Below are 19,688 nucleotides of genomic sequence, written 5' to 3' on the forward strand. Positions count from 1 at the left end.
ATGGACTATCGTAGTTACCCACTAATTGCCAATTCCTATGCAGGGGCTCGGTATGCACTGATTTGACCGAGACGGAGTGCGAAGCGCGCTGTGCGTACTTTGCCGACGTCTTCCAACTTCTCGGCTCATTTGCGCCAATGTCGTTGCACCGCAAACGAGATAAAATGTCATCATGTAGTACATGAACTGCGATCCCTCCGTAACGTAGAGCAGATGCCTTGAGAAGTTTTCTTATTACCATCGATACCGAAGGCGATGACATTTGGAGCAAGCCTTCAAACCTGGAAACGCGCAATGCAGCCTTTCTTCCTCGCTTTCAGTCGCTGTGCGAGAAGTACGGTCTGAAGCCCACCTATTTGGTGAATTATGAAATGGCGAACGATCCCGCCTTCGTTGAGTTCGGGCGAGATCTGATCGCACGGGATGCCGGCGAAATCGGGATGCATTTGCATGCCTGGAATTCGCCCCCGATACGTCCCCTGACCAACGATGACTCCGGGCATCAGCCTTTTCTTGTCGAATATCCGGAAGACGACATCCGGAAGAAAATAGAGTTTCACACGCGTTTTCTTGAGGATCGTTTCGGCGTCAAGATGTTGAGCCATCGATCGGGCCGCTGGGCATTCAACGCCTTCTACGCCAGGGTCTTGAGGGATTTGGGCTATAAGGTAGACTGTTCCGTGACCCCTCATGTGGATTGGCGCGGCGCTAAAGGAGATCCACAGGGTGCGGGAGGGACGGATTATAGAGGGTTTCCCGAGCAGCATTACTGGATGAGTGAGCGAAATATTGCGCTTCCTGGAACATCTTCCCTGTTGGAGGTTCCAATGACGGTCATCAACCGATCACCTGCTTTCCTGACCCGTGCGACCCAGGCTTGCGAAAGACTATCCGGCTTGCCGGATAAGGTCCGGCGTCACATCTGGCCGCTGGATTGGCTGCGCCCCAACGGATCAAATTTGAACTCGATGCTGCGCATACTCGACATCGCAATCGCGCAAAATCGGCCTTACGCCGAATTCATGACGCACTCCTCGGAGCTTATGCCGGGCGGAAGCCCGTATTTCCCGACGGACGAGTCAGTCGAGAAATTGTATCGGGATTTGAACGAGCTCTTTTCGCAGGTGGCGAAGCACTTTGTCGGGAGCACGCTTGCTGAATATCACGATCGGGTCCTGCTCCCATCGCGTTCAAATGAAATGCCGTCGGAGCTGCGGTAATGAAAGAAAGAATAATTGCGCCAACAATCTTTGCCGCAGGGTTCATAGCCGGCCTGTCCGGCGGAATTCACAGCCTTGCGGCCACTGATACGCACGTGGCAGGCAACACAAGTGCGACCTCACAGCCCGCAAATGCAAGAGCCGTCGGCTCGATCACGTCGTTTTCTGCCAGGCCGAGAACCAGGTTTCAGATTGATGACACCAGCTATCAAGTTCAGGGGGCGGGTCGAAGCTGGAGCCTCAGCTCTCCCGACAGCCGCACTCTACGTTTCGAGATTCGACCTGGTGATTACGCCTGGTTCGATAGTTCAACAGTCGATCGCTCGGAGATTGCGAGCGACCAACTGATCATGAGCGGGACGTCTGCCAAGATAGCTTACACATTTATGCTGGAGCCTGGCGTAGCAAACACAGCATCGTGGTTTGTAACCGCAGAACTGCACAATGAAGACGAAGCTCTCGGACCCAACGTACATACATCGCCTCCGTTCGCGATCGAACTTGCAGGCGAACATCTGCGGATTGTAGCCCGACACTGCCCGACGGGTCTGGATCCGAGCAACCGCGCCGGAAACCTCAAGATCCTAACACTCTGGACCGATCCCAATCCAATTCGGCGTGGCGAGTTTTATGATATCAAGATTCAGGCCAATTTAGACAACACCAGCAATGGTCATTTGTACGTCTGGGCAAATGGCGATCAGGTCGTGAACTATCACGGCCCCTTGGGCTACGGAGCCCCCATCTACTGGGAAGAAGGGCTCTACCGGTCGGCAGACGCATCCCAGACGGTCGCAGCCAGTTTCCGAAATTTGCGGATCACAACCGGTCGCGATGACCTCTAAGGAGCGCAGTGCGCGCAGGAGCCGAACCGGTCGGCGCCCGCGCCCAGGCAACATCGCTTGCGCTCGAGTGCGCAAACCTACTCTCGACCGGCTGGTCTGCGACTGGTTGGTTGTTGGCAAAGCGCCAGCCATTAGCACATTGCGGGCGCCCGGCCTGGCACAGGATCCCATTATCCTGCTTTGCCTGAAGCACAAGACGCCGAGGGGGTAGCATCTGCCTGGGATCGATGGCCTGTCGCCTCCACACGAGAGGAGGCGACGGTTTCGTCAATTTGGCCGAGCTTATTGCGCATCTCCGCAAGCGTTCGATATCGCCCCGTCAGAACCAAAATAATGGCATAGAGCCCCAATATTGCGGCAGGCCCCCCTATCGCAGCAACTGGGGTCGAAGGTTTCAGCAGGTCGGCCGAAAGACGCACCACGAGTGCGCAAACTATCGACACGCCCAAGATTCCTCCAAGGTTATTCCAGTCCTGCAGCCTGGTGACAGGAATGCCCATGACCTTTGATATTCTCTGCAGGAAAAGTGCATTCACGACCAAGGCAGACAATAGCGACCCTATGGCCGCACCCGGCAAGCCGAAATACCGGACACCGACCAGGCTGGATAATACAGCGAAGGGAAAGACTACGGCCTCATAGCGCAGATTGGATGAACCTTGTTCGAACACATAGAGCAGCGGGGTCAATTCAATCGCCCAAATCATTGTTTGCAACAGATAGATGCGCAACACCGGCGAGCCGCTCGTATACTCCTGCGTAAAGAGGAAATGGATGACTTCATCGGAAAAGGCAAACAGTGCCGCAGCGGCAGGGAATATGATCGCGTTGATGATCACGTTGCCTTGGTTATTGAGGCGCAATAGTTCTTCATGATTACCAAGTGAATGAAGACGGCTCATCTTGGGCGTGAGCAAATTAACCAGCACGCCTCTCAGGACTTCGAACGGCATGACGAGTGTCGTTGCAATCGAAAAAATGCCGAACACCGCTGATGAAAATATCGAGGCAACGATCCACTGCTCGGCCTGTTTCCGCACGTGGAATAGCACGGTGGCTACGCCAAACGGAATCGCGCACCGAAGCTGTTCACGGAATTGCTGCTTGTCAATCGGGAACAGCCGAATTCCGCAATAGCGCTCAATGAAATAGCCCAAAACGCCAAGGCGCATGCAGGCTGCAATCAACGTAGCAACCAGCACTTCTTCCAGTCGTTGAAAAATGACTGCCGCCGAAACGACGAGCACAGCTCGGAATGCAGACGTGATCAGGACAGCTTGTGCCTGCCAGGCGATTTGCCCTGTGGCATTCGGTAAGATGTCGAGTAACAGGCCCAAATTCGAAGCGAACAGGAAAGCCGTCAGCAGGAACCCGTGTTGGTGCAGCAGGTCCTTCATGCCCGAGGGCAGAGCATCACTGAAGACGAAGATCAGAAGCGCCGCCAACATCGTTGTGGCGAGCAAGAACAGCGCGGTCTGCCCGACATAGATCCGGCGTCCCTCCGGATCCAAGCGGGCAAAGAAGAAGAGTAAGCTGCGGGGCAGACCCAGGGGGAACAGCAAGGTCACGGTCGTTGCAAGCAGCCAGAACAGCCGATATTCGCCGAAGTCCGTGGTGCCGACAGTTCGCACCAGGACGACAGGCGTCAATAGCATGATGAACTGTTCAACGTAGCGCGCAACGGAAAGAACTATTCCTTGCCGCAATATCGATGCCATGACTCAGCGACCTAGGCGGAGGCGGCAATGGCGCCAAAGAGGATGCCGCCGGCAGCGACATTGGCCTGCCTCCGTCTCATGTCGCCGGCGGACGAGTTCCGATGCATCATTGCGCGGGCCACAGCCGTTAATCGAGTTAGCGAGCCGCTTATCGGTTGTCACTAGGATGCACATCACAAAACTTCATTGATCGTCGACTGAGCTCACGCAGTCAACTGAGCTGGACTTCCCGTGAAGTCAATTTGATCAAGTGTAAGCGAACGGCTTGTAAAACAAAACACTTCGATCGAGTTTACCATGGCTGACCGGCTACCCAAATCTGGGTACTCCGCTAACGCACTATTCTTGGATCGCTGCACGCAACACAATGGTCCAGCCTGGGTGCCCCCTCACCCACGGCCCCGCTCCTTCATCAGTTAACACGGCGGCAGCCTGGGAACCGATCATGCTCCAGCTCCTGTCGAAAATCGTGGCTTGGATCGCGCTTGCCTTCATCATCCTTGCAACGCTTGGACCGCTCCACGAACGCCCCGTAATTGCCGGATCGCTCTTCGAGCACCTGGCGGCATTTGCACTTCTGGGGCTTACATTCATGCTTGGCTATCCGAGACACGTGTGGTTGGCGATCGCCATTGTCATCGGGAGCGCCTTTGCACTCGAGGCCCTGCAATTGTTGACCCCCGACCGGCACGCCCGGCTCATTGACGCACTGGTGAAAGCTTCAGGCGGTCTCACGGGACTTTGCACGGGCTACGTGGCATCGCTGCTGTCGCATAATCCGGTTTGGCGAAGTAGCCAGGTTCCGGGCTTGCCAACTACCACGACCAGTTCGTACGAATAGGCGGGTAAAGATATGGCGTCGCGAGAACAAGAAATCCGATACGGAACAAGGGGCATGGCCCTGAAAGATAGCGACCTGCTTATCGATCGTCATACGCTCGATCATCTGGTCGAGCAAAGTGGAAGATTTCTCGTTCTCCTGTTCGTCTTTTCTTTGCCGTTCCAGCGGGTGTTATTTCTGAGGGAGAATCTGTTCGGTCTCCAGGGGTTGAAGCCGTTCAACCTGTTGTCGGCTGCGGTCCTGGCCTGTCTGTTTTTTCAGGGTACGCTGCTAAGCGCGACAGACAGGATTGAGCAAAAATCCCTTAGAATTTTTCTCGTGTATTTCGCGATCTTTACCGTTGCCCTGATTCGATCAGTCCCGAACGCCCCGCTTTTTCATAGTCGCTTGCCTGATGTATTTCCGGAGTCCTATTTTGACTACATACTGTCATCATGCATTACGTCGGCCCTCTACGTTCTGCCATTCCTGTTTATTCTGAAAAATATGCGCTCCTTCAAGGAGCTTGACCAGATCACTGTGGTGATCTGCCTCTCGATATCGTTGCTGTCAGTCAGTTTGATCGCGCTTGTCCTGATGAATCCATCCGCCCTCTCAGGCAACCGGGATGAAATGACTGACTTGTGCGAAACCTATTTCGGCGTTCATTACAATACGATCGGAACAATTTACATTTGTACCGCGCCTTTGTTGCTCCACAAGCTTCTTACCCGCAATGCGTACCGCTGGATTGTTCCCATGGGCCTGGCGCTTGTGGCTATTCTTCTCCTCCAGTCACGCAGCGCGCTCATCACGGTGGCAGTTTCGTGTTGTCTATATCTGGTTTGGATGCGCAGGTTTGGCATTTTGATTGCGGGCGCCGGATTGGTCGGCATTGCACTGTTCTTGTTTAGCGGGCCAACGATCGACGCACTCCTCTCGATCGGTTTTGTTGACAGTTCCGATTTCTCGGCCGACGCCGTGCTCACCGGACGCGTTGACTACATCTGGATTCCCCTTCTGGACGAATGGACCAGCAATATAGGCCTGTTCCTGTTTGGCGCTGGACGCTACGGCATAGTGACGAGCGAACAGTGGGACGCAGGAGTCCTTATTCACGCGGCTCACGCCCACAACGCAATTCTCGACTTCTTTGTAGACTGCGGCGCACTTTTTACCTGTGCGCTTATAGTCTTTCTTCTCATCGGGGTGGCCACGGCCCTGCGAGTCGGACGACAGTTGAACAGCGCTCTATACTGGGCATTGTTCACATGCATCTTTGGCTTTGGAATTGGAATGTTCACAGAGCGTGAAATCTTCCCCACAGTCGATAACATGTATGTCTTTCCGATCATCGCAATGATGATCAACCTGGCGCGGTTACATGCCCTCGGTGGGCGCGAGATCGCCGGCTCTTACCGTCTAGCGTCACCGAGGCACGACGCTGCTTCGCGGTCGATGTAGCGCCTGCACCGCCTCGAAGATTCCGCTCATTCGAGCCGTGAAGCTTGAACGACTGTGGAAGCCGATTCTCGGAAGTGCAAAGTGATTCACTTTGTCATTGTACAGGCGCCCTTGTTGTGTTGTTACCGCGGTCTGATAACCGACCTCGCTCGCCAGATCCTCCTCACGACGTCCGCATGCTCCCAGCGTGCCGTACGGATATGCGACGTGCCGAACCGAAAATTGAAGTAGATTCTCAAGGTAGGCGCGGTTATCGGCCAACTCGGTTCGCGCCGAAGACCTGTCCAGGGTTGCTAGCGCCGGGTGCGAACTTGTGTGGCCGCCAATTGACGCGAGGGGATGACGCGCGAGCTTGATAAGCTCGCGCTCGTCCAAGAAGTACTCGTCATTCATTGCCGCCAGCGAAATCCCGTTCTGCTTGAACGTCGGGGCGAGCAGAGCTGCTCGCCGGTAATCCTCGTGAACCCACCGGATCACATCGGCCAATGCCGACGTCTTGGTTCGAATATCGGAACAATGAAATTTGCGGCCTAATGCTTCTATTACGACTGTGTCTCGCGAGAGAAACAATCTGCGCAAGGCGAGCCACCAGCACTGCATGGATCGTGTCAGAGCGCCAGTGGGCACGTACATCATGAACGGCGCGTTGTGCCGCTCGAGGATTGGAAGTGCTACCGAGACATTATCGCGGTAGCCGTCGTCGAAAGTCAGAACCGCGTAGCGACCCGATTGATCGTCGTTCGCCAGCTTCTCCAGACATTCATCGAAGCTGACAATTGACCAGCCTTCCCGTTGTAGCCAATCGATTGAATATTCAAAGAGGTCAACTGACGTGCCAGTCATCAATTCTGACTGAAAATCTCGCTGGATCTCGTGAAACGAGATGATGGCCGCTCTCGCGGCAAAGCGTTGGCTAATGAAGGCCAGTTCTCCAATTCGACTTGCGCCGTAGAACAGGCAACTCTTTAGAAGATGGTTCATTTGGGGACCCCGTCAGCGTCTGGATCAACCATAGAACCCCGCTCCCCTGCGGCTATCCTTGTCTCGTCAATGACACTCGATCGCGCAGCGAGCTTCCGGGTCAAGAAGTCAGTTTTAGGTGATGGTGGGCAGCCCTCACACCGAACTGGTAAGTCGGACCGGCCGTGTAGTTGTTGATGCTTCAGATTGAGGATCTGGTCGAATCCCGCCCGGACCGGATCGCTCGATGCCGCCATCCTGTAAGCTAAGACGGGATTCATAACCGCTGATGCGAATGCTGCCATCCGCCAGATCCAGGAGAATTCCGAATGCGCCCCCCAAAATAAGTCCCCCCACGATCGCAATTGCGAGCACGAGTCCGACTTTCGGCGAACTGGCCCCCGAGGGGCGGGACGCTTCGGTGAGCAAATGCGCCTCCAGCACCGGGCCTGTGCCAACGGTCTGCTGTTGCGCCTCCATGTAGCGCTGCACACGGACAAAATTATCAAGGGTCCTTGCGGTAGCTTCCGCGGCACTTTCCAGTTCGCTGAGCTCGCGTGGCTTCGCGGCGAGCGACTGTGACGGGAGAGCACCCGCATCGGAAGCGCTCGGGGCATTCGCAATATCGTTCCGGCGCTTATAATCCGCCACGGCCTTTTTGGCAGCCGCGGCCTGATTGCTTAATTCGATCGTCCGATCCCTGACCCATTTCTCGCTTTGCAACGCCGATTTGTACTTTGCCTCCATTTCAGCCAGGACATATGTCTCGGCAACGGCGTTCAAGACTTGCGCCGCTCGGTCAGGATCGACGGAGTCGAAGGTGAGTTGGACAATGTACGTCAGACCGACGCGTTTCGCCGTGAGCTTGCGCTTGAACGAGTCCATGGCATAGCGCGTCAGGTCAGAGCTTGTTACCGGTCGACTCCAGCCGAGCAGCCGGGATGCCCACCTGATCATGCCGCGCACAATGCCGTGCCCGGAGAATTCCGGATCCGCCGCCAAATCGAGTTTCCGTATCACAGCGCGAGCGACGGCCTCAGACTTTATTATCTCGATCTGACTTTCCACGATGGTCGACACCGACGTGGTGTCTCCGGGAGCCGCTTTCGAGTCGACGACAAGTTGCGCCTGGGCGGTGAATGTGGGGACCGCAACGACGAGGTAAAGCACAGCAGCCACGAATGCCGCGCCACACGCGAGCAGCATGACCGAGAAGCGTCGCCGCACGAAGGCGATCCATACCCCTCTGCCCGGCGAACGGAATTCTGGCTGCAGAATTGTGTCCAGGCTTGCCGAATTGTCAACTTTATGAGTCTGCAGCATGTTCCATTACCAGCCTAACGGTTGCACTTCCATGCTTCGCACAAGCGGTAATGCGAAGCGCCCAATAGCGTAATATTAGCCCAATTCCAGTACGTCCGGCGATCTAGCAAATAGAAGGACCGTCAGCAGGTTCGAGGGAGAGGTCAATAGGCATTATAATACACCCTTCTGGAAAATACGGTCATCAGCATGATTTTGAGATCGAGAAGGAGCGACCAGTTCTCGATGTAGAATAGGTCATGCTCCACACGACGTTGCATCTTCTCGAGGGTATCGGTTTGGCCGCGATAGCCGTTGACCTGAGCCCACCCCGTAATGCCGGGCTTGACGCTATGGCGCCGGGAAAATGATGCGATCAGATGAGCGAACACCTCGTTGTGCGCGGTCGCGTGTGGACGGGGCCCAACGATCGACATGCTGCCGACCAGAACATTGAACAACTGCGGAAGCTCATCGATATTGGACCGGCGCAGGAGGTGTCCCAAACGGGTCACTCGGGGATCGTGTCTCGTGACAGCCTTGAAATCGTTGCCGTCCTCCATCACGGTCATCGTTCGGAATTTCAGCACACGAATGGGCTCGTTGTTGTAGCCATGCCGGGTCTGACGAAACAGCACTGGCCCACGGGAGTCCAGCTTGATCGCGATCGAAACAATGACGAGGAACGGGCTGAGCAAAATAAGGCCGGCGATTGCGCCGAAAACGTCGAATGCCCGCTTGATCGCTCGGTGCAACGGGGTAAGCGGCGACTGGAAGATGCGCATCGTCACCATGTTACCGAACTGGTTAATGCGCGACGTGGCCATCAGATCGATCGACTCGACCGGAACAAAATGAACGTCAACTGGAAGGTCCGAAAGGGCGCTCGCCAACGCGAGAACGGCCGGAGTATCCTGTTGCGAGGTCAAAATGATGATGTCATCCGCTCGCAAGGAGCGGCAATGCGCAACGAGTTGATTGGCATCACGGAGCACGTGAGTAGCGCCGCGGCGTACTTGGGCGCGCCGGCTTGCCGCAGCCGAAGAGCGGGTCCGAACCGCGGGGAAATCGAACGAGCGGAGGGTTCGAATTCCACTGGCCATTACCCGGGCAGAAAAACGCATGCAGTCAGCGGGGTCCCCGATGAGGATAACGCGCCTGGCATCAATCAGCCCCGCTGCTATCGCTGGCCTTAACAACGCGAACCAAAGTGTCCGCGCGCAGAGTACTGCAAGAACGACACTTACCGCCTGAACCATGACGGTGGCGCGCGAATAGTCCGCGGAGATCTTCAGTAGAAAAATTGTCGAGATGAAAATGGAAAATACGAGGAAGACGCTCCTGGCACCATTCCACAGAAATAGGTGGCGAGGCTGCGTCAGGATCCTGGAGTATTGCCCGAGCCCAACGGAGACCAGCAACTGCAGCGTGGAGATGAACAGGGATTCCCCGATGTACCTGCCGGGATCCGGCGATTGCTGCAGGATCAAATGATGATGTATGACGGCCGCGAGATACGCCGCGATTGCGACGAACAGAAATTCGGTAGCGGCCGTCTCCACCAGCAGGACGGCCAATCGGCCCCGACCGACGCGTGCAGAGGTTGCGGCGCCGTCACCGACCGAATGTGCCGGAAGCTTGGTAGAGGCCGGCAAATTGGTAAACGACGCATAATTCATCGCGCTCAGCCACCAGTCTCCTTGCCACTTCGTTTCTCGCGCAAAACGAGTATATTCCGGGTCTGTGGATAGGAATTGGCAATAAATAGGTAGCTACGATGGTCCATTGAGCCAGGGCCGTGCGGGACTAAAGTTCGTGAGGTAATCCGCTTCCAGTGCGCTTTCCTAATGGATCGGCGGACTGCAGATTGATGACGGGAGAGACCCGATCGATCGGACATGGGCTGGAAGGCGCTGAACTGTCCTGACCCAACTACGGGTTGTGCTAGCGTTGCAGATTCCCGTGTCCGGACGATTGCTCGGACATCCGAGATGCCCCTCCCGCGAACAGAAACGAAGGGTTTCACCGGTGACCGCGTTCCACGTCGACATCCTTGCCAGCAAGCGTCGTATCAAATGGGGCTTTGCGGCCCTTGGCCTGATAATGTCCATCACCCAAGCCAAGGCCGAGTACCGCGTCCATGTCGGAGACGTACTGGAGGTTGCAGTGGCCGGCGTGCCAGAACTCCGTCACCGTGCTCCGGTGCAAATGGACGGAAATGTTTCGCTACCGCTCGTCGGGATTGTCCAGGTGGCCGGCCTCCCCTTGCCGCAGGTTCAAGCCACGATCGGGGCCAAGCTAGCCAGCAAGACGTTTCGCCAGCGGACTTCGGAAGGCCGCGAGGTTGTCGTCGTGATCGATGCGGATGCAATCACGACGACCGTGGCGGAGTACAGGCCGATATACGCAAACGGAGATGTCTCAAAGCCGGGAGAATACCCATATCGCCCGTCCATCACCGCACGCCAACTCGTCGCCTTAGCGGGCGGCTACGACGTCATGCGGATCAGGATGAATAACCCCTATCTTGAAGCTGCAGACCTGAGAACCGAATATGGATCGCTTTGGACGGAGTTCGCCCAGGAGCAGGCGCGCATATGGCGCATCAAGACCGAGCTTGGAGAGGGAGAAGGCTTGCAGATCAACCCGGGCGTTCTGACGGACCTGCCCGGAACACGCTCGGCAATTTCCGAGATCGTCAATTCGGAGAGAGAATATTTAAAAACCAGGCAGAGTGACTATCAACAGGAAAAGGCGTTCCTTCAGCGCGGCGTTCAACAGCAAGACGAAGAGGTTCGGGTGCTGTCGGAGCAGCAGAAGAAGGAGGAAGAGGGAGTTCAATCCGATGCCGACGAGTTGCAGAAGACGCTCGATCTCTTTGGCAAGGGCACCTTGACCGGCCCCCGCGTGACGGATGCGCGTCGCGCAGTGCTGCTTTCATCAACCCGGAAGCTGCAGACTTCCGCGCGTCTGCTACAGGTCAGGCAGCAACAAGACGACCTGACCAGGAAGCTGGGAAAGCTTGACAACCAGCGGAGGCTCGACCTGCTTCGCGAGTTGCAAGACACCAGCGTAAAGCTCAACCAAATTCGCGAAAAGTTGCAGGGCGTTGGCGAGAAGCTCGAGTACACGGCGATGGTGAGATCACAACTGGTGCGGGGATCCGGCAACAAGCCCGAGATTACTGTCATTCGAAAGGGTGACAAAGGGCAGGAACGGATCGCAGCCGACGAAGATACCGAGTTGCAACCGGGCGACGCCGTCGAGATATCACTGCGATACCAGGACGCCCCTGACGTACCTCTCCACAGCCTGACGAGTTCAAACACCAACTAGGCATCGACACCGGTTCTCGAGCGGGGTTCGAGCACCAGCCGGCCTGGAAAGCGTCCGAGATGATCTTGTTGACCGGTGGCGCCGGCTACATCGGCTCCCATGTCTGCGTTGCGTTGCTCAACGCCGGGTTCGACGTCGTAGTCGCCGATAATCTCTCCAACAGCAACCGGGCCTCGCTCGAACGGGTAGAGTCCATTTGCGGGCGCTCGCTCGTCTTTCGGCACGCCGACATTCGGGACGAAGCGGCCATCTACGAAATACTTCGCGCCTGCGATGTGACTGCGGTCATTCACCTTGCGGGGCTGAAGGCGGTGGGCGAGTCCAACGTTCGGCCCATGGCGTACTACGAGAACAATGTCCAGGGTACAATGCGGCTCGTGTCGGCCATGATGAGGGCCGGCGTGAAGACGCTAGTCTTCAGTTCGTCCGCGACCGTTTACGGAATCCCGGAGTACCTGCCGCTCGACGAGAAGCACCCTCTTGGGCCGACGAATCCGTACGGCCGCACGAAGTTCTTCATCGAGGAAATGCTGAAGGATCTCTACGGATCCGACGACGATTGGCGGATCGGCATCCTCCGTTACTTTAATCCGGCTGGTGCGCACGAAAGCGGGCTCATCGGAGAAGACCCGTTAGGCGTCCCGAACAACCTGTTGCCGCTGGTGTCGCAGGTAGCTGCCGGACGGCGGGAAAAGTTGCTCGTCTATGGCAACGACTACGATACGCCGGATGGCACGGGAATCCGCGACTTTATTCATGTCGTGGACCTCGCATCCGGTCATCTCAGTGCGTTGTGCCACCTGACACAGCCTGGTCTGCTCACTGTCAACCTTGGAACCGGCAATGGCAACAGTGTTCTGGAAGTCGTTCGGACGTTCGAGGCGGTGAGCGGCAGAGCGGTCCCGTACGAAATCGGGAAGCGTCGCGCAGGGGATGTCGCCATCTGCCATGCCGACCCGACGTTTGCAAAACAGGCGCTGGGTTGGAGCTCTGCACGGACCCTGGAGCAGATGTGTGCCGATCACTGGCGTTGGCAGTTGCGGAATCCCGACGGTTACCGCGGGATCTTTCTTCCGAACGCCCGGGAAAAAGTCCAGGCGTGAGACAGCTCCGAGGCCTTGCTGCAAGGGCTCCAGACTTGCTTGAGGCGCCGGCCGTCTTTTCGCACGGCACGCCAGTAGAGGTAACTCGCAATGATCCAAAATCTCCATGTTTCACGACGAAAGTACCGGTAACATGGTGTCATCGATCGGGGACAAGCGATGCCGCAATATCGTGTTTACATTCTTGATGACCAGGGCCAGGTGAACGGTGTACTCAACCTCGACCTTACCGACGACGTTTCCGCCAAGGAGCGCGCCAGGGAGTTGGCGGAAGGACATGAGGTGGAGCTTTGGCGACTGGTGGCGAACTTTGATCCAATCGTCCTGGCTGCACATCGGATGAGGTCATAGGTCAACGCGCCGCGCGAAGCGCTTGCGCGGAGATACTGCTCAAAAAGCTAGAGCGGGATTACGATTCAACCTCATCTCATCGCGCTTAGCGCCAGCGCGTCACCATTCGTTGCCTGCCTCCGCCGTGATGCCTCCCTGCCTGCCTTCGCCGCAATGCGGTTTCGGTCTCAAGGCTGCGCCGCGCCGCTGCGAGATCCTGCTTCAACCGCGTCGATCGCCTTCGCTCCTGTTGCAGCGACCTTTGCAGCTCGGTTGCGCCGCTCTGCTCCGCCTGTTTCAGCCGCGAAGCTTCCTCACTAGCTTTCGTCGCCAGTGCAGTTTCGGCCTCCCCGCTGCGGCGGGCTGTTGCCAGATCCTGCTCCAACTGTCTCGACCGTTCGCGCTCCTGCTGCAACGATTTCTGCAGCTCCGCCGCGTCGCCCTCCCCAGCCAGCTTCAGCCGGGACGCTTCCTCGCCGGCTCTCGCCGCCAGCGCGGTCTGGGTCTCGACACCGTGTCGCGCGGTTGCCAGATCCTGCTCCAGCTGCCTCGACCGCTCGCGCTCCTACTGCAACGATTTCTGCAGCTCCGCCGCGTCACCCTCCCCAGCCAGCTTCAGCCGGGACACTTCTTCGCTGGCGTTCGCCGCCAGCGCGGTCTGGGTCTCGACACTGTGTAGCGCGGTTGCCAGATCCTGCTCCAGTTGCCTCGACCGCTCGCGCTCCTGCTGCAGCGACGTCTGCAGTCCGGCCGCATCACTCTCGCCCGCCTGCTTTGGTGGGGAAGCTTCCCCGCTTGCTTTCATCAGTGCAATCTGGGGCTCGACCTCGCGGTGCGCCGCTGCAAGATCCTGCTCCAGTCGCGCCGATCGCTCGCGCTCTTGTTGCTGCAACTTTTGCAACTCAGCAGCTCCGCTCTATGCGGCCCGCTTCGCCCGGCCAGCTTCTTCGATCGCCTTGGCGGTCAGCGCAGTCTGGGTCTCGACGTCGCGCCGTGCTGCCGCGAGACCCTGTTCCAGCCACTCGGCCCGATCGCGCTCCCGCTCGAAACGGTGCAGCAACTCGATATCGCGCCTTGCATTGGTGAGTTCGCAGGACAAACTCTCCCTCCAATGCGGCTCCTGCGCCGGAGATTGTGCCATATCGCTTGCCGTCGCTGGTGCAACCTGCACCAATTTGTCGTTGCCGCCACGTCCGGGCGACAAGGCTTCGACACCGCCTGCCGTTCCAATCGAATCGAGATTGAGCGTATCCATCACATGCCGCATACCCGCCAGCTGTCGCGCTTGATCGGGCGCAGCTCGCGCTTCCGACGTCCAAGTTGCCGCTAGTATGGAGACGACCATCGACAGGATCACGGGTCGCACCTGCTCTCTCATCATTTTCCGCGCAAACTTTTCTTGCTCGGCGCGTTGCGCGACCTGCCTGCGATGCCTCGAGCAGGCTCGCTTGTTCACCGAGAATGACCGTACGTCCCATTGTGCCCACCCATCACATGGCGAGTGTTCGGATGCAGCCATCATGCGCTCCTTCCGTAACACGAATCCCATTGCCCGCATGGAAGCCCTTCCCTTTCTTGGACGGCGGATCGCGTCGGATCATGAATGACGTGAACTGCTCGAGAGTCCCCTTTGGCTTGAATGATTCACCCGGCTCACTCAATGGGCGCTCGAAAGTCACCGTTTTTCGAGAACGGCCTGAGGCGACTTCGCGACAACAACCGTCCGATCAGGACAGCCACGCAAAGTCCCGCCGCGTCGACCAGAAAATCCTCAAGGCGAGCGTGCCGCGTCTGCAGCTGGATCTGGGCGCCTTCAATGAAGGCGGCGAATGCTATTGAACCGAACAGCATGGACCTTGCTTCGGCTCAAAATCCGAAACCGAGCAGCATGCCGAGCCAGCGAGAAGGCGCCGAAATGCTCAACATCGTGCTGCAGGCCGGTCTCCGGCCGATCCGCAGCCGGCACGATAGTCAAGATCACGTAGGTCAGTGCAAGACCCATTGCACCGCAGGTTCCAGGCGCGAGAAAGCGATACACCGTTCCGGTGCACAGAAACCCTATCCTCCCTGAATGTGTCGCAAGCCTTGAGTACCCACAGGCACTATAGACATCATCACAGGATGTAAGCTTGCGTACAGCAATCTACAGTCTTTCATGCTCAGGCAACCAGCACCTGTCGGCCTGTTGAGTTGAATGCTGGCCTCGGGGTGGGGGCCTGTCATGCCCGATGATTGCGTTGATAGCGCGAGGCGAAAAGTCGCCAGCAATTGCGCAATCTCGCTCCAGCAAGAAAAGCGATTGGTCAAGACGGCCCTGCCTTTTCATCGTCTGCTGGCGGAAAACTCCGTAGGGCAATTTGGGCACGGCGGGTCAGATTTTTGCTTCACGGTTAGGTTGCGGTCCTCAGAGCTCTCGCCGGGTACAGTTGTGAAAGGGTCGAGAAAGCTCCCGGTCAAGGCCGCATATTTTCCACGCAAATGGCTGCCATCGGCGTAGAGAAGCATGCCGTTACGCTCCAGCGGACAAATCATGTCGCGACAAAGCAGGCGCGCAAGATCTATTACGTTCGCGCCATGATCCTGCATCCGCTTTAACCCCGCGTCGATGGGCTGCGACTCGGCCGTGATGGCCGCAAAATCGAATGTCCAGTCTGACGGGACGGCCTTACCCTCGAATAATCGTCGGCGCAATTCTGCCGGTACGTCGAAGCCGGGATAAGGGCTCGTTGTCAGCACGACCAAGTTCTTGCCGCGCGCGTGCAGATCGTCGAGGTCTTGCGCGATGCCATCAAGCGCAGCTGCGAGGCCACCTTCAGTCCCGGCCGAGATGCGTGCACCGTCCTTGCCGCAGATTACCGAATTCGTCTTGTTTCTCGTAAAGTACGATGTCCACATGCCCGCAAATATGATGGTGTGATAGCGGCTGCTTTGCGCCTGCTCCATCGCCAGCCGGTGGAAGGACGAGCAAGCGAAGCCGGGTGAGGTGCGGTCTAGTCCGGCGACAGGCGGGCAACCACCCTTGGTGACGAAGACCACGGCATGGCCGGCGAGCGCTTCCTTGAACTCAGCAATGTGCGCGTACCACATCTGAGCAAAAGAATCGCCCATCACCAACACGTCATCATCGTGATCCGATGCATGGCCGAGCGTGCAGGGCCGCAACGCTGTGCCGAAAATGTTGGTCCCCTCACAGTGAGGAGGAAACCCGAAATCGGTAGCCGCGACGAGGCTGCCGCGATAAAGGTCCGCCATCGCTCTACCGCGTTGCGGTACTCCGTGGTCAACTGTTACAGCGCCACCAATTGCGATTACCGCCAGCGCGGTCAATCCCATTCCGATCATATTTCTGGAGCTGGTCCCATGGGGCGCGCTCGGCTTTCCTCTCAACAGGGTGCGGCATGGTTGCTCGACGAAGGTGAAGGAGGCCCAACCGGCCAGCATTGAAAGCACAAACGCTGACGGTGCAACGAGCGGTCCGGATAAGCTGAAGTAGGCGATTGCGGCAACCATTGGCCAGTGCCAGAGATAGATTGAATAGGACCAGGTCCCAATCCGCTGGAGTGGCGCGAAATCAAGAGCCGTTCTAGGTGCGCGGGCCGCCAGTACCAGCATGGTACCCCCGACCGGCAACAAGGCCACATACGAAGGCCAGGCGGTGTTTTCGGAGAAGAATAGGCTCGACAGGACTAAGGCTATTCCGACGAACTCCAGAAGCCCCGCTGCCCGCGCCGCCCAGAACGGTGCTCGCCACGGCCACATTGCGACAAGCCCACCGGCCAGCATTTCCCATGCTCGCGGAGGCAATAGGTAGAACTCGGCCGAAACAATCCGATCATTGTTTGGAAAGCATGTACCCAAGACGACAGAGAGCGTCAGTGACAGAACAAAGCCGATCAGCAGCAAGGCGAACCGGCTGGTAGCGCCCGTCAGCCACGGAAACGCTAGCGCGAGAACGACCGGAAAGACGAGGTAGAACTGCCACTCTACTGAAAGCGACCAAGTGTGCAGCATCCACATCGCTTCTGGCGACGCGCCGAAATAACCATGCTGTTGCCAGAATACGATGTTTGAAACGAATAACAGCGCCGAGATGCCATCGCGCGCGATGCTCTCAAGTGCGCCCGGTTCGACGAAGATCAGTCCGAAAAGCAGCGTCGCAGCGACAACGGCCAGAAGTGCTGGATAGAGACGGACGAGCCTTGCTCGGTAGAAACCAAGAACCGAGAAGCTGTGCTTTTCCAACCCCGACAAAATGATTCCGGTCATCAGGAAACCGGAGACGACAAAAAATACATCGACGCCGATAAAGCCGCCGCCAAACCCCGGCTCGTGGAAATGAAACAGCAGCACGAGGAGCACGGCAACGGCCCGCAGGCCGTTAATGTCATTGCGGAATTCCATGTTCCGCCCCTTTGCCACCCCAACACGCGAAAAGATGCCCACAGAGCCGTATACCTGCTGCCGGGCACACGGGTTCCTTGCCAAGAGAGGTAATCCGGTGCGCGAAATTCGCCGCGATCGGTGTGGATATACCTCTAAGGGGTTAGGACCCTTGTTGCTGTCGCCATCATCCAAATGATTTCGGAAGTCGTGATCGTCGGCGCCAAACTGCATGGAGGGCAACGGATCGCGCGAATAGTCAGGGCTTGATGAGAATGAAGGCTAGTACGGATACCCTGTGCTCTTTCGCGGGACGTGCGACCGCTCGCTCTCTGTCGCTGGGTCGACGCAACGAGTGAATTTGGAAAGCGCGACCAGACCGTGTGCAGGTTCAGCCCTTAAGAGCGCGTACACGGAGGAAATCACATTTCCATACAGAAACATCAGCAACAAAATATTTGACTAGAGTGTAATCCCTATTCGCAGGTGCCACAGACAGAAATGATAACCGGCTTTCATGTTGCGACCGGGGAAGCGGCGCGCGCCCGCGAGCGCGATGGAGATCGGGCGACGGCCTCGGTGTGTAACGAGCCGAGGCCGCCCTTTTTTGATCTCCCGAGCTCGTTGGTGAAGCGTGAATTATCCCGAGTGACCTCATCGATAGAGTCACAATTCACGCTTCACCTTGTCTCCTGGTGTTGCGGCTAGTGTTGCGGCCGGGTCAGCACTCCATCATGAACGAAGCCCTCCCCATTCGAAACCGCAGCCACGATCTGCCCGTGATCGAGGTGACCAGTGTTGCCGGCCAGATGCTGGTTCAGCAGGGCAAAGCCCTGGTTTGCCAGCGTCGATGCCGGGCTTGTAGCGGTCGCCGGCGCGGGATCCGTCACGGTGATGGTCTGTGATGCGGAGGTCGCAACAGTGCCGGTGACCGAATCCTTCCCGGTTGCGGTCAGCGTGAGCGTCGCGACCGGAGTCCCGTTGCCGTGGTAGTTCGATTGCAGTGTCAGTCCGCTGTCGACCTCGGCTTCCGTCAAGGTGATGCTCTTTCCACTGAACGTATGACCATCGAGCTGATCGGTGATCGTTTCGTACTTCGGCAAGCCCTTGATGTTGACGGTCACGACATCATTGGGATCGTTCGTCGACACGTTCGTCCCGAGGTCGACTGTGCCGCCTCCCTTGGTGACCGTTAGCGTCTTGTCCGTGATAGTCAGTAGGGGTAACGGCGAGGTGGTTGGCGGGTTTGGCGAGGTCGGGGGCGATGACGGCGGATCGATCTGGAGCCCGGCGAAAGTCGTCACCGCGCCCGCGAGGTTAGCCGCAACACCCGACGCATCCTTGATGCTGGCGCCGCTCGGGAGATTGACCCCGGTGACGGCAAGCGCCGAGATGCTGGTATCCGTCGAGGCAACCGTAGTCTTGAAGGTGAGCGTGCCGGTGCCGGAGCCGCTGACATAGGTGGCGGTATCGCCATCGTTCAGCGCCAGTGTCGGCGCGCCCGCCACCGTCACCGCCTCATTGAAGCCGAGCGTCAATGCGATCGTGCTTCCCACGAGTTCGAGGCCCGTTCCCGGAGATGCCGTGGCCTGCGTCACCGCCGGCTGGGTCGGGTCGATCTGGAGACCTGCGAACGTCGTCGCCGCGGCCGAGAGGTTTGCCGCTACACCCGACGCATCCTTGATGCTGGCGCCGCTCGGGAGATTGACCCCGGTGATGGCGAGCGCCGAGGTGCTGGTATCCGTCGAGGCCACCGTGGTTTTGAATGTGAGCGTGCCGGTGCCGGAGCCGCTGACATAGGTGGCGGTATTGCCGTCATTGAGCGACAACGTCGGCGTACCTGTTACCGTCACGGCTTCGTTGAAGCCGAGCGCAAGAGTGATCGTGTTTCCCACGACCTCGGTTCCGGTTGCAGGCGAGGCCGTGGCTTGCGTCACCGCGGGCGTCGTGACGGGTGTCGGGGACGTCGTCACGGGCGGAGTGGTGCTGCTACCACCCACGCCCGTCCACCCGATCGCCGTCGAGCCGGTGACGAGCGTCAAATTGCGAAAGTCGGCTGTCACGGTCTCGGTCGGACCTGAGTTCCGATAGAGGCCTTCTTCCCAATAGGTGGGAGCCCCGTAGCCCAGCGGGCCCGAATAGGTCGCCACCTTGGTGCCGTTGATCGAGAGGTCCAGATAGCCGGCGCTGGTATTGCTGACGTTGGCCTG

General features: G+C 57.8%; 15 protein-coding genes and 1 pseudogene. 8 read left to right on the top strand and 8 right to left on the bottom strand.

Features of this window, described 5'->3' with window-relative positions; genetic code table 11:
- Nucleotides 1-218 precede the first annotated feature (218 nt).
- Together JQ586_RS20005 and JQ586_RS20010 are read left to right on the top strand one after the other, a co-directional pair.
- The gene (locus JQ586_RS20005) at nucleotides 219-1,220 is read left to right on the top strand and encodes a hypothetical protein (RefSeq protein WP_212396316.1); all 1,002 of its coding nucleotides are present in this window, start codon (nucleotides 219-221) and stop codon (nucleotides 1,218-1,220) included.
- Nucleotides 1,220-2,065: a heparin lyase I family protein gene (locus tag JQ586_RS20010; protein WP_212396317.1), complete on the top strand. Its 846-nt coding sequence runs from the start codon at nucleotides 1,220-1,222 to the stop codon at nucleotides 2,063-2,065. Before JQ586_RS20005 ends, JQ586_RS20010 begins: the two co-directional genes overlap by 1 nt.
- Before the next feature lie 170 nt (nucleotides 2,066-2,235).
- On the opposite strand, the gene JQ586_RS20015 is transcribed toward JQ586_RS20010, so the two are convergent.
- Nucleotides 2,236-3,783 (bottom strand): lipopolysaccharide biosynthesis protein, encoded by a 1,548-nt coding sequence (locus tag JQ586_RS20015; protein WP_212396318.1) that lies wholly within the window; start codon nucleotides 3,781-3,783, stop codon nucleotides 2,236-2,238.
- A gap of 445 nt (nucleotides 3,784-4,228) precedes the next feature.
- Between JQ586_RS20015 and JQ586_RS20020 the strand changes: the two genes are divergently transcribed.
- Together JQ586_RS20020 and JQ586_RS20025 are read left to right on the top strand one after the other, a co-directional pair.
- Nucleotides 4,229-4,624 (top strand): VanZ family protein, encoded by a 396-nt coding sequence (locus tag JQ586_RS20020; RefSeq protein ID WP_212396319.1) that lies wholly within the window; start codon nucleotides 4,229-4,231, stop codon nucleotides 4,622-4,624.
- Nucleotides 4,625-4,678: 54 nt separating this feature from the next.
- Nucleotides 4,679-6,067 (top strand): O-antigen ligase, encoded by a 1,389-nt coding sequence (locus tag JQ586_RS20025; RefSeq protein ID WP_212396320.1) that lies wholly within the window; start codon nucleotides 4,679-4,681, stop codon nucleotides 6,065-6,067.
- Here the strand turns inward: JQ586_RS20025 and JQ586_RS20030 are convergent.
- From JQ586_RS20030 to JQ586_RS20040, 3 genes are all read right to left on the bottom strand, one after another.
- Entirely contained in the window at nucleotides 6,032-7,048 is a 1,017-nt protein-coding gene (locus JQ586_RS20030; RefSeq protein ID WP_249147807.1) for a polysaccharide deacetylase family protein, read from the bottom strand. The genes JQ586_RS20025 and JQ586_RS20030 overlap by 36 nt on opposite strands.
- A 135-nt stretch (nucleotides 7,049-7,183) precedes the next feature.
- The gene (locus tag JQ586_RS20035; protein ID WP_212396321.1) at nucleotides 7,184-8,350 is read right to left on the bottom strand and encodes a Wzz/FepE/Etk N-terminal domain-containing protein; all 1,167 of its coding nucleotides are present in this window, start codon (nucleotides 8,348-8,350) and stop codon (nucleotides 7,184-7,186) included.
- Nucleotides 8,351-8,493: 143 nt separating this feature from the next.
- Nucleotides 8,494-10,008 carry an undecaprenyl-phosphate glucose phosphotransferase gene (locus JQ586_RS20040; protein ID WP_212396322.1) on the bottom strand — a complete coding sequence of 505 codons (1,515 nt, stop codon included), beginning with the start codon at nucleotides 10,006-10,008 and terminating at the stop codon, nucleotides 8,494-8,496.
- Between the two features lie 349 nt (nucleotides 10,009-10,357).
- On the opposite strand from JQ586_RS20040, the gene JQ586_RS20045 reads away from it, so the two are divergent.
- The 3 genes from JQ586_RS20045 (at nucleotide 10,358) to JQ586_RS20055 (ending at nucleotide 13,119) form a co-directional block, all read left to right on the top strand.
- Nucleotides 10,358-11,665, top strand: coding sequence for a polysaccharide biosynthesis/export family protein (locus JQ586_RS20045; protein ID WP_312016986.1), 1,308 nt, complete (start codon nucleotides 10,358-10,360; stop codon nucleotides 11,663-11,665).
- A 59-nt stretch (nucleotides 11,666-11,724) separates the two neighbouring features.
- Entirely contained in the window at nucleotides 11,725-12,768 is a 1,044-nt protein-coding gene (galE, locus tag JQ586_RS20050) for a UDP-glucose 4-epimerase GalE (protein ID WP_212396323.1), read from the top strand.
- Nucleotides 12,769-12,927: 159 nt separating this feature from the next.
- Nucleotides 12,928-13,119 carry a hypothetical protein gene (locus JQ586_RS20055; RefSeq protein ID WP_212396324.1) on the top strand — a complete coding sequence of 64 codons (192 nt, stop codon included), beginning with the start codon at nucleotides 12,928-12,930 and terminating at the stop codon, nucleotides 13,117-13,119.
- 544 nt (nucleotides 13,120-13,663) lie between these two features.
- On the opposite strand, the gene JQ586_RS20060 is transcribed toward JQ586_RS20055, so the two are convergent.
- Together JQ586_RS20060 and JQ586_RS20065 are read right to left on the bottom strand one after the other, a co-directional pair.
- The gene (locus tag JQ586_RS20060; RefSeq protein ID WP_212396325.1) at nucleotides 13,664-13,999 is read right to left on the bottom strand and encodes a hypothetical protein; all 336 of its coding nucleotides are present in this window, start codon (nucleotides 13,997-13,999) and stop codon (nucleotides 13,664-13,666) included.
- Between the two features lie 15 nt (nucleotides 14,000-14,014).
- On the bottom strand, nucleotides 14,015-14,455 hold the full coding sequence (locus JQ586_RS20065; protein ID WP_212396326.1) for a hypothetical protein: 441 nt from the start codon (nucleotides 14,453-14,455) through the stop codon (nucleotides 14,015-14,017).
- A gap of 242 nt (nucleotides 14,456-14,697) precedes the next feature.
- Between JQ586_RS20065 and JQ586_RS20070 the strand changes: the two genes are divergently transcribed.
- On the top strand, nucleotides 14,698-14,937 hold the full coding sequence (locus JQ586_RS20070; protein WP_212396327.1) for a hypothetical protein: 240 nt from the start codon (nucleotides 14,698-14,700) through the stop codon (nucleotides 14,935-14,937).
- Nucleotides 14,938-15,420: 483 nt separating this feature from the next.
- Here JQ586_RS20070 and JQ586_RS20075 read toward each other — a convergent pair whose 3' ends face one another.
- Nucleotides 15,421-17,499 (bottom strand): acyltransferase family protein, encoded by a 2,079-nt coding sequence (locus JQ586_RS20075; RefSeq protein ID WP_212396328.1) that lies wholly within the window; start codon nucleotides 17,497-17,499, stop codon nucleotides 15,421-15,423.
- Nucleotides 17,500-18,182: 683 nt separating this feature from the next.
- Nucleotides 18,183-19,688: pseudogene (locus JQ586_RS20080) on the bottom strand (polysaccharide lyase); the annotation flags it as partial.

The sequence above is a fragment of the Bradyrhizobium jicamae genome (assembly GCF_018130215.1).
GTDB classification, from domain to species: domain Bacteria; phylum Pseudomonadota; class Alphaproteobacteria; order Rhizobiales; family Xanthobacteraceae; genus Bradyrhizobium; species Bradyrhizobium jicamae_A.